This is a genomic window from Novosphingobium sp. BL-A-41-Hi4A-0G (genome assembly GCF_055521735.1).
Window position 1 is genome coordinate 3,353,637 of record NZ_CM145501.1, and the last position, 15,590, is coordinate 3,369,226.

General features: G+C 65.7%; 18 protein-coding genes and 1 pseudogene. All 19 read right to left on the reverse strand.

Going from position 1 to position 15,590, the window contains the following annotated elements:
* Positions 1–57 precede the first annotated feature (57 nt).
* Complete coding sequence (locus ACZ1JX_RS16250; RefSeq protein WP_465124537.1) at positions 58–765, reverse strand: lytic transglycosylase domain-containing protein; 708 nt, start codon at positions 763–765, stop codon at positions 58–60.
* A gap of 69 nt (positions 766–834) precedes the next feature.
* Positions 835–1,272: a DUF736 domain-containing protein gene (locus ACZ1JX_RS16255; protein WP_465124538.1), complete on the reverse strand. Its 438-nt coding sequence runs from the start codon at positions 1,270–1,272 to the stop codon at positions 835–837.
* Positions 1,251–1,796: a S26 family signal peptidase gene (locus ACZ1JX_RS16260; RefSeq protein WP_024922539.1), complete on the reverse strand. Its 546-nt coding sequence runs from the start codon at positions 1,794–1,796 to the stop codon at positions 1,251–1,253. The genes ACZ1JX_RS16255 and ACZ1JX_RS16260 overlap by 22 nt, the downstream gene beginning before the upstream one ends.
* Entirely contained in the window at positions 1,793–2,314 is a 522-nt protein-coding gene (locus ACZ1JX_RS16265) for a DUF2840 domain-containing protein (protein WP_465124539.1), read from the reverse strand. The genes ACZ1JX_RS16260 and ACZ1JX_RS16265 overlap by 4 nt, the downstream gene beginning before the upstream one ends.
* Positions 2,311–2,565 (reverse strand): hypothetical protein, encoded by a 255-nt coding sequence (locus ACZ1JX_RS16270; RefSeq protein WP_024922541.1) that lies wholly within the window; start codon positions 2,563–2,565, stop codon positions 2,311–2,313. The genes ACZ1JX_RS16265 and ACZ1JX_RS16270 overlap by 4 nt, the downstream gene beginning before the upstream one ends.
* Complete coding sequence (gene parA / locus ACZ1JX_RS16275) at positions 2,562–3,200, reverse strand: ParA family partition ATPase (protein ID WP_024922542.1); 639 nt, start codon at positions 3,198–3,200, stop codon at positions 2,562–2,564. Before parA ends, ACZ1JX_RS16270 begins: the two co-directional genes overlap by 4 nt.
* A gap of 332 nt (positions 3,201–3,532) precedes the next feature.
* Positions 3,533–4,354: pseudogene (locus ACZ1JX_RS16280) on the reverse strand (replication initiator protein A); the annotation flags it as partial.
* A gap of 18 nt (positions 4,355–4,372) precedes the next feature.
* Positions 4,373–4,654 carry a helix-turn-helix transcriptional regulator gene (locus ACZ1JX_RS16285; protein WP_006022608.1) on the reverse strand — a complete coding sequence of 94 codons (282 nt, stop codon included), beginning with the start codon at positions 4,652–4,654 and terminating at the stop codon, positions 4,373–4,375.
* Positions 4,655–4,793: 139 nt separating this feature from the next.
* Complete coding sequence (locus ACZ1JX_RS16290; protein ID WP_036253777.1) at positions 4,794–5,336, reverse strand: DUF2285 domain-containing protein; 543 nt, start codon at positions 5,334–5,336, stop codon at positions 4,794–4,796.
* Positions 5,260–5,568 (reverse strand): transcriptional regulator domain-containing protein, encoded by a 309-nt coding sequence (locus tag ACZ1JX_RS16295; protein WP_081766815.1) that lies wholly within the window; start codon positions 5,566–5,568, stop codon positions 5,260–5,262. Before ACZ1JX_RS16295 ends, ACZ1JX_RS16290 begins: the two co-directional genes overlap by 77 nt.
* Positions 5,569–5,681: 113 nt before the next feature.
* The gene (locus ACZ1JX_RS16300; RefSeq protein ID WP_024922545.1) at positions 5,682–5,948 is read right to left on the reverse strand and encodes a DNA -binding domain-containing protein; all 267 of its coding nucleotides are present in this window, start codon (positions 5,946–5,948) and stop codon (positions 5,682–5,684) included.
* Between the two features lie 101 nt (positions 5,949–6,049).
* Entirely contained in the window at positions 6,050–6,304 is a 255-nt protein-coding gene (locus ACZ1JX_RS16305) for a helix-turn-helix domain-containing protein (protein ID WP_024922546.1), read from the reverse strand.
* Positions 6,305–6,510: 206 nt separating this feature from the next.
* Positions 6,511–6,840 (reverse strand): DUF736 domain-containing protein, encoded by a 330-nt coding sequence (locus ACZ1JX_RS16310; protein WP_024922551.1) that lies wholly within the window; start codon positions 6,838–6,840, stop codon positions 6,511–6,513.
* Between the two features lie 597 nt (positions 6,841–7,437).
* Positions 7,438–7,875, reverse strand: coding sequence for a hypothetical protein (locus tag ACZ1JX_RS16315; RefSeq protein ID WP_024922552.1), 438 nt, complete (start codon positions 7,873–7,875; stop codon positions 7,438–7,440).
* A gap of 142 nt (positions 7,876–8,017) precedes the next feature.
* Complete coding sequence (locus tag ACZ1JX_RS16320; RefSeq protein WP_162835316.1) at positions 8,018–8,185, reverse strand: hypothetical protein; 168 nt, start codon at positions 8,183–8,185, stop codon at positions 8,018–8,020.
* Positions 8,186–8,405: 220 nt separating this feature from the next.
* Positions 8,406–8,846, reverse strand: a complete 441-nt coding sequence (locus ACZ1JX_RS16325; protein ID WP_465124541.1) for a hypothetical protein — start codon at positions 8,844–8,846, stop codon at positions 8,406–8,408.
* 58 nt (positions 8,847–8,904) lie between these two features.
* Positions 8,905–9,828, reverse strand: a complete 924-nt coding sequence (locus ACZ1JX_RS16330) for a DUF2493 domain-containing protein (RefSeq protein ID WP_465124543.1) — start codon at positions 9,826–9,828, stop codon at positions 8,905–8,907.
* 311 nt (positions 9,829–10,139) lie between these two features.
* On the reverse strand, positions 10,140–11,177 hold the full coding sequence (locus ACZ1JX_RS16335) for a DUF7146 domain-containing protein (protein WP_465124544.1): 1,038 nt from the start codon (positions 11,175–11,177) through the stop codon (positions 10,140–10,142).
* Positions 11,177–15,490 carry a strawberry notch-like NTP hydrolase domain-containing protein gene (locus ACZ1JX_RS16340; RefSeq protein ID WP_465124545.1) on the reverse strand — a complete coding sequence of 1,438 codons (4,314 nt, stop codon included), beginning with the start codon at positions 15,488–15,490 and terminating at the stop codon, positions 11,177–11,179. Before ACZ1JX_RS16340 ends, ACZ1JX_RS16335 begins: the two co-directional genes overlap by 1 nt.
* Positions 15,491–15,590: the final 100 nt, after the last annotated feature.

Here is a 15,590-nt window from a genome sequence, read left to right on the forward strand (position 1 = left end):
CTAACGCACCCCATGACACGCCGGAGCCCGCTATCGTGCGATCGGGAACCTGGTCGCTCACGGCGCATTCCTCCTGCCCGAGCGCGGGACGAACAGCCCGTCCGACTGCGGCTCGATGGCGGAGACATCGCGCACAGATGATGTCATCGTCGCAGCACCTGGCGCGCGCTCGGCCGGCACGGGATCAGCGGCCGGTCTGCGGTCTGGCAGCGCGATGAACAACGGCGCGCGTGTCCAGGCCAAGGGATCGGCTGCGGCGACTACGATCGGGCCGGCCGCATCGCCGCCGCCCACGGCCGGCGCGATGATGGCGACATAGGCGCGCGTTTCCGCAGGCAGTACGCGGCCCTTCAGCGAGTACTCATAGCGGCCAGGACCGGCATTGTAGGCGGCGATCCAACCGGGAGATCCGTATCGGTCGAACAGCTCGCGGATGTAGCCGGCGCCGGCGATGATGTTGTCATGCGGATCATAGGGATCGGCGCCGAGACGGTGGCGAAGGCGCAAGCCCGCCCATGTCTCCGGCATGATCTGCATCAGCCCCATCGCGCCCTTCGGCGAGATGGCGCGCGGATCGCCGGCGCTTTCGGCACGCATCACGGCCCTGATCCATGCGATCGGAACGCTGAAGCGCCGCGACGCCTCGGCGATGTGATCGGCATAGGAATCGCGCGGCGACGGACGGGCGATCGGTACACCCTGCGCCATCGTGACCGCCGGCATAGCGCTCACGAAGGTAAGGCCGGAAAGGAGAAGGAGAGCCATGCGCCGGGCAGCGCGAAGCGGCCCGGACGCAGTCGAACGGCTCGTCGATTGGCGGCGAGCACGCATCGCTCAATCCTTCTCGCCGCGATCGCGCGGGCGCGACCAGTGCAGCGACCAGGCGTTGCCGGCATCGTCGTCGCGGAACAGGTTGGCCCGGATCGGATGTGGCAAGGCCGGATCGTCGATCAGCAGCGCGACATATTCGCCGGCCTTCTCGCCGGAGCGTTTCCATCCGGCGCCGATCTCCCCGCCCGGCTCGTTGTTCATGCCGTCGAAGACGTGGACGCGATACTGAGGTGCATTCTCGACGTCGGACGGTTCGGCAGCGATGATGATGACGTCCTGGTTCAGGACCAGCGTTGTCAGATGTCCGATGAAGCCTGCTTCGTCGCGGGTAAATGTGCCGATCTGTGGCATGATGGTCTCCTTGGCGGTGCGGTTGGGAAAACCCTCGGCGAGCACCGCTCCCGCCGATGGGCAAGCGGTCAGCGTGTCGGCGCGCGCCATGCGAAGCGGCCACCTCCGTCCTCGTCGGTCCACAGCGGGACCGCTCGGCCGATGATCTGGTCGGTCGAGATCAGGCCGAAGTAGCGGCCGTCGAGGCTGTCGTGGACCTGCCAATTCATCAGGAAGACTTCGCCGGTATGGACACGGCGGCAGCCCTGCCACACGGGCAGTTCGCGGCCGGCGCGATCGCGCTCGAGCGCCGCGCCGACCTCGACCCCATCCACCGTGATGGTGAGATTCGAGCGGCAAACGGTCTGTCCGGATACCGCGAGGATGCGCTTCATCAGCGGCACGCCCTTGGGCAGGTAGCCGCGTTCCGCGAGAAAGGTCGCGAGCGGCTCGGGCGCATCGACGGCGACAAGATCGGTGACCTCAAATGGCCCGTCGAAGTCGATTGTGTAGAAGCCGATCGGCGCGCTCGCCGATGCGTTCCAGATCAGCTTGATCGGCATCGGCGTTAGGCCGGGATAGCCGACGCCAAGCGCCGCGAGCGTTGTCGCGAGGAGAAGTCCGGCGCGGCTCACGGCTCGGCCCTCCGACGCAGAAGGAACGCGCGGTGATGTTCGAGCGTGTAGGCGCGCGGCTCATCTCCGGCGGTCAGCCGGTTGTGGACGTGCCGCCAGTGATCGGGCGAGACGGCCTCGGGATCGATGCCGGCGCGCTCGATGGCGTCGATCGCCTGCAGCACCCGCTCGACTTTCGGCCAGCTCTCGACCTTGAGCAGGATGTCGCCGCCGGGACGCACGAAGGGCAGCGTCTGGTAGGCTTCGCCACGCGCGACGGCGCGCACGATGTCGATGCGCGAGATGATCGTGCCAAAGTCGTTTGACGCCCAGCGCACGAAGGCGAAGACCGCGCCGGAGCGAAACGACAGGGTACGCCGGCGTCGATCGAGGATCTGTTCGTGGGCGTGCGAACCGAAGCGAATCCAGTTCTCGATTTTCTTCTCGACCCAGGTCAGCTCGACATGGGTAAGATTGTTTTGCGGGAGCGCAGTCGGCGTCGGGCCGCCGCGCACGCGGGGGGCCGCGGCGTCGGTCATGAAGGTTCTCCTTCGATGGGTGGGAATTCGCGCGCGAGCAGTTCGCGCAGCATGTCGGCGACAGTGACGCCGCGCTGGAACGCGATGATCTTGATGCGCCCCCGCAACTTCGGCGTGATGTCGATGGTTAGGCGGGCGGTGAAGCCCGCCGCATCGGCCATGCGAGCCGGTTCAGTCTCAGCGGCCTTGATCCAGGCGTCGGGATTGGTCGGGCGCGATGCGAAGCCGCGCCGTTCGGATCGCTCGTTCATGGCGCGATCCTTTCGATCTCGGTGACGAGCGCCGCGATCTCGCGCGCGGCAGGACCGTCATCGTCGATCTCGAAAGCAAGGCGACCGGACTGCGCAGCGTCGGCGTAGATGACGCGCTGCCCAACTGTCGTGCGCAGCACTGGCGGATCGTGGTCGGCCAGCGTCTCGGCCGTTTCGCGGGCGATGACGGTGCGCGCGCCGCAGCGGTTGAGAACGAATCGGGCGCGCAGCTCCGGCCGGTAGATGCGCGCTTCCGATAGGAGCGCCAGCATCTCGGCCGATGCCCAACCGTCGAGCGGCGACGGCTGCACTGGGATCAGTACAAGGTCGGCGGCAAGCAGCGCCGAACGCATCAGTCCGGCGACGCGCGGCGGCCCGTCGATGACGACGTGATCGACGGGCCGCGCCAACTCCGGCGCCTCACGATGGAGCGTATCGCGCGCCAGGCCGACGACGCCGAAGAGGCGCGGCGCCTGCTCGCGGGCGCGTTGCTGAGACCAGTCGAGGGCCGAGCCCTGCGGGTCCGCATCGACCAGCGTGACCCGCTTTCCCTTGCCGGCCCATTCGCCAGCGAGGTGCAGCGCAAGCGTCGTCTTGCCGACACCGCCCTTCTGATTGAGCAAGGCCACGATCATCGCCGTCCTCCCGATCGACGATCGAGGGGGAGTTGCGGCGTCGCGGCCGTCTCGCGTTTACCCGCGTCAGCGCCGGCGACAGTAGGTCGGGATGCACGCCCTTTGCCGGTCGCGCTGAGCGCAATTGCAGCGCGCCGAACGAGGTTTTCCACCTCGCGCGCGCGCTCTTCAAAGTTAGATTCTATGTTAGATTCTAAGTTAAGGGCGCGAATTTCGCTTTCCGTGCGGTGGGTTAGGCCCTGTTTGGGTTCCCGTTGGCACGAGGGGGCGGTTCCTGATGGCACGTGCTTTCGGGTTCCCGATAGCACGAAGCCCTTCACAGCTTTTCCACAGGGCGTCGGTTCGAAAGCGAGCAGTGTCCGGCCGCCAGTCTCGATCTCCAGAAACAGCGTGTAGCCTGGAAGCGGCTGGCGGCGGATGATGTCGCGAAGTTCGAAGGCGAAGCGTTTGAATGGCGACAGCGCGCCGGATTTCTGGTGGAGGTGGCGGAAGTCGAACCGCCAGCCATTGCGCTGGCGCCCGCCGTGCTTGCGCACCAGTCTATAGAGCCAGCGATCGAGCCCGCCCGTGAGATCGAAATAGGCCCGGTCGATCGTGAGCACGAGCGCGTCGTCGAGAACGGCCTGATAGAACCAGTCCGGCACGATCATCTCGATACCGTCCGGCTTGCCGTTGCGGTTGGTGCGTTCCTTCCACTCGTTGATCCACGAGAAGCGGTGACGCCGGCCTTCGGCGGCTTGGCGGATCGAGGTGCTGACCGTCGTCGATTGGAGGCGGTCCAGCGCGGCCTTCAGGCGCTGATAGTCACGCAAGGACGTGCCGCGTCCGATGAACTTCAGGATTTCATAGGGGGTGGCGACCATCAGGCGCGAGGTACGCAAGCCTGTATCGCGCGCCTCGACGATCTGGCTCGCAGCCCAGATGAGGATGTCGGCGTCCCAGATGGTCGCCATGCCGTGATCGGGCACGGCCTCGACGCGGATCGACACATCGCCGGCAGCGAAGTCGATCGGCGCGACGCGGTGAGATTTGGAGAGTGAGAAAAACGGATAGGCCATGAGATCCTGCGCGTCTCGGGCTGCGAACTCGCCGGGGAGCGCACGGAACAGATCGAGCTGCCCGCGCTCCGAGGGGGACTGGTGTCGCGCCGCCATTCGGGAATCCGGGGGCGGTCAGCGCGCGTATCGTCCGGCATGTGCCGGCGGCGCAGGCGTATGGCGCTTGGCCGGAAGCACGCTGCCGCGCGGATCGGAGGTGGAGGTCACGGCGCCGCGCTCGGCCCAGGCTTCGAGATCGTCGACGGCATAGACGACGCGGCCGCCGAGCTTGCGGTAAGCCGGGCCGGTGCCGTAGGTCCGATGCTTTTCGAGGGTACGGGCCGATAGGCTGAGGAATTCGGCGGCTTCCTTGGTGCGCAGGTAGCGCGGCGGGAGAACGGCGAGATCAGGTCGCATGAGAGGGCCTCCGTGGGTTCGTTGGGGCCGCCGGGAAGCGGCGGGTAACGAAGGCCACGTTGGCGAAGCAGGACCGGCGAGATGCAGGGCGAATTCGGGGGGTATCAAATTCGCCCACCATGGATTGTGGGCCGATCGGCTAGGTCTGCCTGCGATGACGAAGCAGCGAACGATAGCCGCCCGCGATCATCGCGCGGGCGTCACGCAGCAACGATTTGATGGCGTGGCGCGCGGAGGATGCCTGCCAGTCGTCGCGATCGAGAGGGCCGAGCCGAAATATGACCTGCGCGATCTCTTGCTGGGTCGTGCCCGCGCGGTAGCCATCGAAGGCTTGCAGCATCCTTCGCAATCGTGCCCGCTGCTGGAGGGTCAGGCGTGTGTCCGGTGGAATGGCGCGGCGATGGAGGGCGGCGAGCAGGCGGCCGATGGATTCAATCTGGTCAAACCCATCAAGACCGAGGGACACAAATGCGCCGAGAGGCTTGTCCGGCGACGCGTTGTTGGCATGAACGAGCTGGACATGCTGGCCGTTGCCGAGGTCGTAGAGCAGGTTGGTCTCGCCGTCAGCGGTAACGGTAATGGCGGCGTCGATCGTCGGCTGTTGTTCAGTGCTTGCGGAAAGGACATCGGGCGGCTCGCCAAGAACGATGGCGCTTGTATCCTCGCGGGGGAGCCAGAACACCGGCGCTTCGGGCGGGGCCTGCAGTGGGTCCACCGGGAAATCGTAACCCCCAACGTTGCCGGATCTTCTCGGTCAGCGGACGTGGATCGACCTTGTGATCGTTGAATGCCCGGAAATCCCTGTCGTAGGAATCGTTGCGGCGGAGCCATTCCCACGCGAGGTCGGATGCGGTCATGTCATCGACATGATCGTAGCCCTTGGGCGAACGCCAGCCCGATGCATCTGGTGTCATCGCGATCCTCCCGTAGTCTTTTGAACTTGTGGGAGAGTCAGGATTCCCGGCTGGGTTGTTCTACGGAAGTCAGGCAGACGGCAAAGGGTGATGCCGAAACGGCATCGCGGCGATCACTGCGCCGAGCGGACCAATTCGCGATAGCCGTGTTCGGTCATCCAGCGCGCACGTTCCAGATGCGTGTCGTGGATTTGGCGGCAGCGCTGCGGTTCGCGGGCTGGGTCGAGACCAAAGAGGATCTGGACGGCCTCCCGCCAGTCGGCGCCATCGCGCGCCGAGTCGAGCAGGCGCAGATAGAGAGCCATATGCTCGCGATCGTAGGTCGTGAGCGTTTGGCTGATCGGTGGCGCGTCAAGAAACGGCGGCATCGTTTGTCCCATGGAGCGACTATATTCGCGTGGAAAGCATTCGTTAACACATGCGCCTGGTTATCTTGTGACAAAGGGCGACGGACGATGCCCGCGACGTGACAGGAGGATCGCTAGCGCTTTGCTGGTCGATCATCCCGCTCATGGAGCAACAGCACCCCTTCACCCTTGTCGGTGGAGAGCAGGACGATGCCGGCTGCCTCGAATGCCCTGCGAACCTGATCGCGCGTCGTCTCATACACCTCCAATCCATTCTCGGATTCGAGGCGCTTGAGCGCGGTCAGCGATGTCCGGGCCTTGTCAGCGAGCGTCTCCTGTGTCCACCCCAGCAACGCGCGCGCGGCCCGTGATTGTCGGGCGGTGATCATGCATGATCACCTCCCACTGACGCGAACGCACTTGCCAGAACTACGACTATAATAGTCGTTCTTGGCAACGTGCGCGAGGAAAATCGAGGCTGAGCGTCGATTCGCACCGCGCCTCACGGGCGACTGATTCGGTCGCCCGCTGGCGCGCCGCCAGCGACGCGGGAAGGCCCCACCCGGTTCGACCGGGCGGGGCCTTGGCCCGGGGATCACTCCCCGCTGCGGCGGCCGTTGGGGCGGGACCAGATGAGGCTGTAGCCTTCGCCTTCCTCGTCGTCGAAGAGGTTGGCGTAGATCGGAGCGGTGAAGCTCGGATCGTCCAGCTTCAGGCCGAGATAATCGCGACCCTCGTTGGAGCGCTTGGCCCAGGCGGCGCCGATCTCGACCCGGCCGACGAAGACGCGGTGGCTGGGGGCGTTGTCGCCGGAGCGGTTGGCCTCGGGCACGACGCGGACGTTCTTGGTCTGGAGCGAGAGGGTGACGATTTCGCCGGTGAACTCGTTGTTGCCGGTTTTCTTGAAGGTGCCGATGGTCGCCATGATAGTTCTCCTTGAACTCTGTTCCGAGCCCGCACCATTGCGGCCTCGATGGCGATCGGTGGGCCGGAGGCGATCGACGCGGCATCGCTTGCGACCGGAGCAACGCGGAGGACGGCGTGGACACGACTTTCTTGTCTCGCGAGGAATGACGGCGCAGCCGTCAGGGGAAGAAAGTCGAGACGCGCCGTTGCGGCATAGGCGATCGAGGCGCAGCCGACCTTCGGCCAGATCAGCCCATTGAAGAGGCCGTTTTGGAGCGGTCGACCTGACAGAGATGCATCAACGGAGAACCTGGCGACATCGTCATAACCGCCAGGACCCGGCAACGACGTCGCCGACGGCGATCTTTCCTTCGTGCAGGCCTCATGAAAGTCCGAACGCCGTTGCCGACCACATTGCTCAAAGACACGAACGGCGACACCCTGATGTTGGCCGAGTTTCGTGCGCCGCCTGACTTCACAGCATTCTCCAACGCGGTTGCGCGTGTCCGGCTCCACTGCTGGTCAGTGTCATCAAGATGTTTGCCGACACCCCCGATGATGAGGGAAGCGCAAGGTCACAATCAGCTCCGCGTCTGCCTCGGCCGCATCGTGGGGCTCAACCTTGCGCCAGGCCCTGTCCGGTCGAACCGGGTGTGGCCATTGCAACCATCCGTGTAAGGGCGGTGACACCGACAGCGATGGCCCCAACAACGGAAAAGGCGAGCTGCCAGCCCTCCGACGGCATGGTGTGTTTCACGATACCATGCGTGGCGTGATAGCCGGCGATCGCCGCCGGCGCGACGAAGGCCAGCGCGATGGCGATACGTGCCCAGAGCGGTCGCACGAAGACGAGCAGAAGTTGGCCGATGCCGAAGGTCAGGCCGGCTGCAAGTGCGCCAACGATGATCGCGCCGAGCCAGCCGGCGCCGGTGTAGGCCCACGTTCCCGCGGTTACGCCCGCGAAGAAGGGCAATGCGAAGACGGCGAGTGTGAACAGCAGCCAGCAGAAGAAGCCGATCGCCGCAATGGAAAGAAGGATGCCGATAAAGATCATGGTGGTGTCTCCGTAAGCATTGCTCGAACGGTTGCGCCTCCACCACCACCACGGCGCGGTGCCGAGCATAGCAAAAGATGATCACTGGCGGGAGCGGAAACCGGCAAGGTTTCCGCTGCGGCTGTGGCGATCTTCGCCCCAGTCATGGGGCGAAGGGATCGATTTCGTGGACGATTTCCGAGTCGTCGCCGTCGAATTCGGTGGCAGGGGTGACCGAGAGGGTGCCGTCACCGGCGCGGAAGATTACGATGGCGACCATCAGGCTGGTGGCGAGGCTGAAGGCGAAGGCGTGTGCGTCGGGGAAGGACATCGATCCGGCTCCTGTTTGGAGCGGGGGACCATCCCCCGCTGACAGGCGCCCGATGTGTTCGGCCGAGGGCTGCAATCACCGCGCAGGCAGAGCCGAAGCGGCGGCACGCGTAAGCGTAGTCCGACCCTTCACGGGTTGATGGCGTTAGGCCATCGGCTGGACCAAGGATTAGCGCCATTCAGCGGGAGGTGGTCGTCTCCGAGCGAGGAGCCGGAACGATTCAAGCGTGAAGAACGTGAAGCCGTATTGCTTGGACAAGCTGACGCCCGACCTCACATGCGTCGTATGCAAGACCTGGTGGCCATGGTGTCGACGACTCTCGCTGAAACCCGCCACCTTGAAAGTGCGGATGGAGGTAACCGATAACCCATTCGACACGTGAAGGTGGGGCCAAGCCGGCTTGGGTCGAATAATAGAGTGCCTTGGCGAGATCGTGCCCGATATTCGCGCGGTTCCAATCGTCATTGGTCGCGACATTGAGAAGATACGATTTCAGGAGCAGCTCGATGGCGATGGCCATCGCATGCAGGGCCTCATTGTCCAATCCGCGACTCGCCGCCCACTCAGCGGCTTCAACTTTTACGGCGGCATTTTCCAAGAGAACCTGGGCGAGTACGGCGTCCGAACGTGCGGGGACCGGAAGTGGCGTCAATCGTGGCATGGATTACGCTATGCCATGCGCTCGGTTTATTGCAGATAGCGAATTGATGAGGCGGCGCTTACGCGCCGCCGAACTTCCAGACCGGGATGCCGAGCTTCTTGGCCTTGTCGGCGAGGTTGTCGTTGATGCCGGTGCCCGGGAAGTGCAGCACGCCCTTCGGCACGATCTGCAGCATCTCATCGTTGCGCTTGAAGGGTGCAGCCCGGCCGTGCTTCGTCCAGTCGGGTGCGAAGCCGATTTGCGGGACATTGCGATTCTTGGCCCAGAGAGACGCGATCTTTTCGGCGCCCTTCGGCGATTTGCCGTGGATCAGCACCATGTCGGGGTGCTTCTCGTGGACCTGGTCGAGCTTCGCCCAGATCAGACGATGGTTGTCGAAATCGAGCCCGCCGGTGACGGCGATCTTCGGGCCAGGCGGCAGGAGCACCTCCTGCTCGGCGCGCTTCTTCGCCATGAGGAAGTCGCGGCTGTCGATCATCGCCGAGGTGAGGTTGCGATGGTTGACCTTCGATCCCGAGCGCGGAAGCCAGGGTTTGCCGATCTGGCGTTCATAGTGCTCGGCGGCCTGGTCGCGCATTAGTTCGAAGGCGGTCTGGCGCTCGACCAGTGTCATGCCCTCGGCGGTGAGGCGCTCGAGATCGACTGACTTCACCTCGCTGCCGTCCTGTTCGCGCTGGGAGCGCTTTTGCACCTGCTCGTTATCGTCGAGTTCGCGGTTGATCCGCTCGGCGGCGCGATGGAAGACGTTAACGGTCGACCAGAGGAGATCGTCGAGGTCGGGTTCGAGGCGTGAGTCCTCCAAGGTCACGATCAGCGCGTCGAAGATATCGGCGATCGCGCCCGCTACCGCGTTGCCGTCTGGCAGAAGCCGCTGGTCTGGTTCATCGGCGAAGGGCCGGTAGCCGTGGAGCTGCAGTTCGTTGAGGACATGGTCGGTTGCTGAGGATTCGTGGTGCGGTTCGTAGTCGTCGTGCTCGCGCATGGGATGCTCCGTCGGTTGGACCGCGACCGTCGCGGCCTTCATGGCGACGAAGCCCACAGGCGGGACGGCGCTGCACCCGGAGCGCAAGCGAGGGGCCGGAGCGTCAGCGGAGGATGGCGCAGGCCGGCTATTTTGCCTCGCGATGGAAAGCGGCCCCTTAGGGCCGCGCCGGAAAATAGTCGGCCGCAGCCATTGCCGGGCCGGCCCGCCTGTGGGCCGATCGCCCTCTCGAAGGCCGAGGCGCGGTCCTCTCCGATCCCCTGCATCTGCGTGAACACGGCGTCGATGCCGTCCCACAGCTTCTTTGCCGGCTATGCCGCCAGCGCCATGAAGCGTGCGACGTCCTGCGGCCCGAGCTGCACCCGCGTCTGGCTGCGCAGCGTCGCGAGGCCGAGGGCGCAGAGATCCTCGTTGAAGTCGCCGAGCTGTGGCGAGATCACGATCGCCTCGATCCCGGCCGCGTTCGCCCGTTCGACCAGGCTGTCACGCGCTCCGTCACCGGCCGGATCGTCATCGCGCAAGATGTAGAGCCGCCGTAGCGTGTCGGGGAAGAGGATGGCGGCGAGATGTGCTGCGGAGAGCGCCGCCACCATCGGCATGTTGGGGACGACTTGTCGGACCGAGAGGACCGTCTCGATGCCTTCGCCGGCCGCCATCACGTCGCCGCCGACGCCAAAGCGAACCACGTTGCCGAGGAGATCGCCCATCGCCCGGCGCGGGGTGTCGAGGGGCGCCTTGTCCAGGCGTTGAGGGTCGAGCCAGGTGCGATGCGCCCCGGTGATCCTGCCCGCAAGATCGGTGACGGCGGCGATCATCGCCGGCCATGTCTCGGTCGGCGCGTGTTCGTCAGACCGATAATAGCAGCGTGGGTGGAAATGCAGATTTCCGGTTCCACGGAGATCCGTAATGCCGCGTTTCCGGAGATACGCCGCGACGATTGTGCGCGCAATCGGCTGTGACATGCGGATGAGACGCCGTGCGGCTTCGGGCGATCCATGCGGTGCAGGCGCCAGAGGCTGGAACGCGGACGGTTCCGGCTCGGGTGGTGGCATACTGAGGAACAGCCGCGCCTCTTCAGCGACATCCTTGAAGTCGATGAGGCCGCAGCTTTCGCGGATCACGTCGAGGAGGTCGCCATGTTCGCCCGTCGCGGCATCGGTCCATTTCCCGGCGGGGCCTTTGGGCGAGTCCTTGAGGCGGACATACATCGAGCGACCCTTGGTGTTGCGGGCGTCTCCGACCTGCCAGTAATTGCCCTGGCGATGGCCGTTGCCGAGATAGTGGCGGCACACCGCCTCGGCCTGTCGGCCGAGACGCTGCGCGAGATCGGATGCGTCGAGACGAACCATCACGCAGCCTCCCGTTCGCCGACGCGCTGGATCGGATAGGTGCCGATCAGCTTGCCGATGATAGCCGCACCATCCGCGCCCACGGGCACGAAGAAGCGGAGCTTCCACGAGATGATCTCGCTGAAGAGACCATAGGCGCGCAGGCGCTCACGCATCGCGTCGATGAAACCTGAGAGTTCGATGCGATCGGCGCCCATGACGCGCACGCGGCGGAGCTGGAGGCCTTCGGCCAGGTCGAGGATCGTCTTGCCCTCGACCAGCGCGGCATAGGCATGGCCTGCCGACAGGCTCGTCGTTCCGACCATGGTGGCGTTGGCGACCCAGGCGGGCGACACGCGGCGGCCGATGATCCGTTCCCCGTCGTCGGTCTGGAGCCGATAGACGCGGCTCGATTCGTTGGGCAGCCGCTTCCAGATCGGCAGCAGCAGGCCGGCGACGATGTGGATGGTGGAGTCGGAATAGGCCGGCACCTCCGCGACCTCGGCGTTCCAGGCGGCGGTGAACTCGGCCCGGCTGGCGGCGATCCAATGGCTCTCGTCCATCATGCGGAGCGATGCATGATGATGCTCCATCGGCCGGATCAGCCGCACGCGGCGTTCGATCTCGCCATCGTCGAGCATCAGCGATGGCGCTGGAAGCTGAACGGCGGCGCGGTGGGAACGCTCGTTGACCAGCAGCATGGCGGCCGGATCATCGAGCCACGCCATCGCCTCCTCGGCGGTCATCGGCCGGTTGCGTTCGCGTTGCTGGATGGTGAGCAGGCTGGTTTCCGCGCCGGTGCCGGGATGGGTGTAGATGGTCTGGCGCTCGGTGACGACGAAGCTCTCCGCGCGTAGCGTTTCCAGCCCGACGTCGTAGATGCCGGCGGCGATCGCGCCCTCGACCTTAGCGGTCAGGAGCTGCTCGAAGGCGGCGAACAAGATGTCCTGCAGGTCGATGGTCAGCGCGAGAAGGCGATTGAGGAAGGTCGTGATCGGCGGCAGCTCGTCCTTGATGCCGTTGTCGTCCATCAGCTTCAGGCCGGTCGTTTCCTCGAACCGTTGGAGCGAGCATCCCTCGACCTTGCCGCGGACGATCAGGATGTAGAGCTGGCGCAGTGCATCGCGCGCATAGTGGCTCTCCAGATTGTCCTCGGGCCGGAACAGGCCTTGGCCGCCGGTCTGGCGCTGGCCGCGCGTGATTGCGCCCAGCGTGTCGAGCCGGCGCGCGATGGTCGAAAGGAAGCGCTTCTCCGCCTTCACGTTGGTCGCGATCGGACGGAACAGCGGGGGCTGCGCCTGATTGGTGCGGTGGGTGCGGCCGAGGCCCTGGATCGCGGCGTCAGCCTTCCAGCCCGGTTCGAGGAGATAGTGGACGCGCAGCCGCGTGTTCCGCGCCGACAGCTCGGCATGGTAGCTGCGGCCGGTGCCGCCGGCATCGCTGAAGACGAGCACGCGCTTCATGTCATCCATGAAGGCCTGCGTCTCGGCGAGGTTGGCGGAGGCCGCGCGGGTCTCGACCGCAAGGCGCTGCCCCTTGCGCACGATGCGGCGCGAGCGGCCGGTGACCTCGGCCACCATGTCCGCGCCGAAATGCTGGACGATCTGGTCGAGCGCGCCGGGGACCGGTGGGAGGCTGGCGAGCTTCTCGATCAGCTCGGTGCGGCGTGCGACCGCCTCGCGGCTCTCGACGGGCTGGCCATCGCGATAGACCGGACGGGAGGACATGTTGCCCTCGCCGTCGGCGAAGGGCTCATAGAGCTGCACCGGGAAGCCGGTTTCGAGGTAGGACAGAGCGTACTCACGCGGCGTGATGTCGACGCGAATGTCGTTCCATTCCTCGGTCGGGACTTCGGCTAGGCGCCGTTCCATCAGGGCCTCGCCGGTCGAGACGATCTGGATGACGGCGGAATGGCCGGCCTCCAGATCCTGCCCGATCGAGCGGATCAGCGTCGGCGTCTTCATTGAGGTCAGCAGGTGACCGAAGAAGCGCTGCTTGCAGCTTTCGAAGGCCGAGCGTGCGGCGGATTTGGCCTGGCGGTTCAACGTCCCGGTCGAGCCGGTGATGTTTGCCGCCTGCATGGCCGCGTCGAGATGGTTATGGATGATGGCGAAGGCGCCGGCATAGGCATCGTAGATGCGCCGCTGCTCGGGCGTCAGCTCGTGCTCGACCAGCTCATATTCCACGCCGTCGAAGGAGAGCGACCGGGCGGTGTAGAGACCGAGCGCGCGCAGGTCGCGGGCCAGCACCTCCATCGCCGCGACGCCGCCGGCCTCGATCGCCTCGACGAACTCCGCCCGGGTCGAAAAGGGGAAATCGTCGCCACCCCACAGGCCCAGCCGCTGCGCATAGGCAAGGTTCTGGACCGTGGTGGCGCCGGTCGCCGAGACATAGACGACACGCGCATTGGGCAAGGCGTGCTGCAGGCGCAGTCCCGCGCGCCCTTGCTGCGAGGGCGTGACGTCGCCGCGTTCTCCCTTGCCGCCGCCGGCGTTCTGCATCGCGTGCGCCTCGTCGAAAATGATCACTCCGTCGAAATCGGAGCCCAACCATTCGACGATCTGCTTGACCCGCGAAACCTTCTCGCCGCGGTCGTCGGAGCGCAGCGTGGCATAGGTTGTAAATAGGACGCCTTCCGGCAGCGTGATCGACTTGCCCTGCGGGAAGCGCGAGAGCGGCGTGACCAAGAGGCGCTCCATGCCGAGGGCGGACCAGTCGCGCTGCGCGTCCTCGATCAGCTTGTCGGATTTGGAGATCCAGACCGCCTTGCGCCGGCCCTGCATCCAGTTGTCGAGCACGATGCTGGCGGACTCGCGCCCCTTTCCAACGCCCGTGCCGTCGCCGATGAAGAAGCCGCGACGGAAGCGGACGACACCGCTGGCATCATCGGCGGCGGCCGCCACGACGTCGAACGTGTCGTCGACCGTCCAGGAGCCCGCGAGAAAATCGGAATGGGCTTCGCCTGCGAAGATCAGGGTTTCGAGCTGGGCATCGGAAAGCGAGTTCAGGATGGTCGCAGGAAGCGTCGGCCGATAGCTCGGCTTCGGCGGAGCGACCGAAGCCATGGCGGCGGACTGCACGAGCTTGGTGGGATGGGCCTTAGAGCCGGGAATGCGGATCGTCTGCAATCCGTATTGCTCGTAGATCGCATCGCTGAGCCGCGCGCCCTCGGCCGGGGTCCAGTCGACGGTCTCATAGGCGAGTGGTGCGCCTTGAGGATCGGCGAGGCTCGCGCGGGTCGATGATGTCGCCGCGGTGCGCGCGAGATAGCCGCGAACGGTGCGCGGTGCAGCGCTGGTCGGCATGACCTGAACAGCGGGCGCAAGGGCCAAGCGCGGCGGCACATGCTCGGCGATCCACGTCATCAGCGTGGCGATGTCCGGCGCCGTGCCGGGGGATGCCGGAAAGGAGAGCGGATCGTCGGCCGGGATCTTGTCGATCACGGTCAGCCGGGTTTCGACGGTCGTGCCGTGCTTGGCGTAGACCGAGCCGTGGACGGCAGCGGTGAACACGACGCGGCCTCGCTCCTGCAGGCGAACGAAGGCGTCGCGCCAGGCCGGCATGTCCGGGCCGAAGTTCGCGCCGGTGATCGCGACCAGGCGCCCGCCATCGGCGAGCCGGGCGAGCGCGGATGCGAGATGGCGATAGGCCGCGTCGGCGATGCGTCCCTCGACATTGGCGAGCACCGAGAATGGCGGGTTCATCACCACGACGGTCGGGACGGTCGCCGGATCGAGATGATCGTCGATCTGCGCGGCGTCGAAGCGGGTGACGGGGATGGCCGGAAAGAGGGAGGAGAGAATCTCAGCCCGGGTCTCGGCGAGTTCGTTGAGGACGAGCGTGCCGCCCGCGATCTCGGCGAGGATGGCGAGAAGGCCGGTGCCGGCCGATGGTTCGAGCACGCGATCGACGGGGGTGATGGCCGCCGCCGTGATCGCGGCCAAGCCGAGCGGGATCGGCGTCGAGAATTGCTGGAAAGCCTGGGCCTCTTCGGAGCGTCGCGTGTGGGTGGGCAGCAAACCCGCGATCTTGCTGAGCTGGGGAATGGCCGCGGCCGGAGAACCGGCTTTGCGCAAAAGCGCCTTTCCGTATTTGCGGAGCATGAGGACGGTGGCGGCCTCGCAGGCTTCGTAGGCGGCCTTCCAGTCCCAGGCGCCAGACGTGTCGGACGCGCCGAAGGTGATCTCCAAGGCGGTGCGCAGGATCGCGGCGTCGATGCGCTCGCCGCGCTCAATGTGAGGAAGAAGGAGGTGTGCCGCGGCATGGATGGCGGCGGCATCAGTCGGCTGATCGGCACCGATCGGCAGCGCCGACGCTAGCGTGTGAGCGTTCATGGAAGAGGTCCTCGGGAGAGCGGAAACGGGGATGCCCGCCGGCGCTCTCTCTCGGACCGGACGGGCTCAAACCCGTCCCGGCCTTCCTCTCACTCTGCCG

What these genes read in the sequence shown, in the direction of transcription:
- ACZ1JX_RS16310 (WP_024922551.1), bottom strand. Translation starts at nt 6,840, where the DNA reads ATGGCGACCATCGGCACCTTCAAGAAAACCGGCAACAACGAGTTCACC.
- ACZ1JX_RS16335 (WP_465124544.1), bottom strand. Translation starts at nt 11,177, where the DNA reads ATGGTTCGTCTCGACGCATCCGATCTCGCGCAGCGTCTCGGCCGACAG.
- ACZ1JX_RS16300 (WP_024922545.1), bottom strand. Translation starts at nt 5,948, where the DNA reads ATGGGACAAACGATGCCGCCGTTTCTTGACGCGCCACCGATCAGCCAA.
- ACZ1JX_RS16285 (WP_006022608.1), bottom strand. Translation starts at nt 4,654, where the DNA reads ATGCGACCTGATCTCGCCGTTCTCCCGCCGCGCTACCTGCGCACCAAG.
- ACZ1JX_RS16305 (WP_024922546.1), bottom strand. Translation starts at nt 6,304, where the DNA reads ATGATCACCGCCCGACAATCACGGGCCGCGCGCGCGTTGCTGGGGTGG.
- ACZ1JX_RS16265 (WP_465124539.1), bottom strand. Translation starts at nt 2,314, where the DNA reads ATGACCGACGCCGCGGCCCCCCGCGTGCGCGGCGGCCCGACGCCGACT.
- ACZ1JX_RS16320 (WP_162835316.1), bottom strand. Translation starts at nt 8,185, where the DNA reads ATGTCCTTCCCCGACGCACACGCCTTCGCCTTCAGCCTCGCCACCAGC.
- ACZ1JX_RS16270 (WP_024922541.1), bottom strand. Translation starts at nt 2,565, where the DNA reads ATGAACGAGCGATCCGAACGGCGCGGCTTCGCATCGCGCCCGACCAAT.
- ACZ1JX_RS16250 (WP_465124537.1), bottom strand. Translation starts at nt 765, where the DNA reads ATGGCTCTCCTTCTCCTTTCCGGCCTTACCTTCGTGAGCGCTATGCCG.
- ACZ1JX_RS16255 (WP_465124538.1), bottom strand. Translation starts at nt 1,272, where the DNA reads ATGGCGCGCGCCGACACGCTGACCGCTTGCCCATCGGCGGGAGCGGTG.
- ACZ1JX_RS16315 (WP_024922552.1), bottom strand. Translation starts at nt 7,875, where the DNA reads ATGATCTTTATCGGCATCCTTCTTTCCATTGCGGCGATCGGCTTCTTC.
- ACZ1JX_RS16325 (WP_465124541.1), bottom strand. Translation starts at nt 8,846, where the DNA reads ATGCCACGATTGACGCCACTTCCGGTCCCCGCACGTTCGGACGCCGTA.
- ACZ1JX_RS16340 (WP_465124545.1), bottom strand. Translation starts at nt 15,490, where the DNA reads ATGAACGCTCACACGCTAGCGTCGGCGCTGCCGATCGGTGCCGATCAG.
- ACZ1JX_RS16330 (WP_465124543.1), bottom strand. Translation starts at nt 9,828, where the DNA reads ATGCGCGAGCACGACGACTACGAACCGCACCACGAATCCTCAGCAACC.
- parA (WP_024922542.1), bottom strand. Translation starts at nt 3,200, where the DNA reads ATGATCGTGGCCTTGCTCAATCAGAAGGGCGGTGTCGGCAAGACGACG.
- ACZ1JX_RS16295 (WP_081766815.1), bottom strand. Translation starts at nt 5,568, where the DNA reads ATGACACCAGATGCATCGGGCTGGCGTTCGCCCAAGGGCTACGATCAT.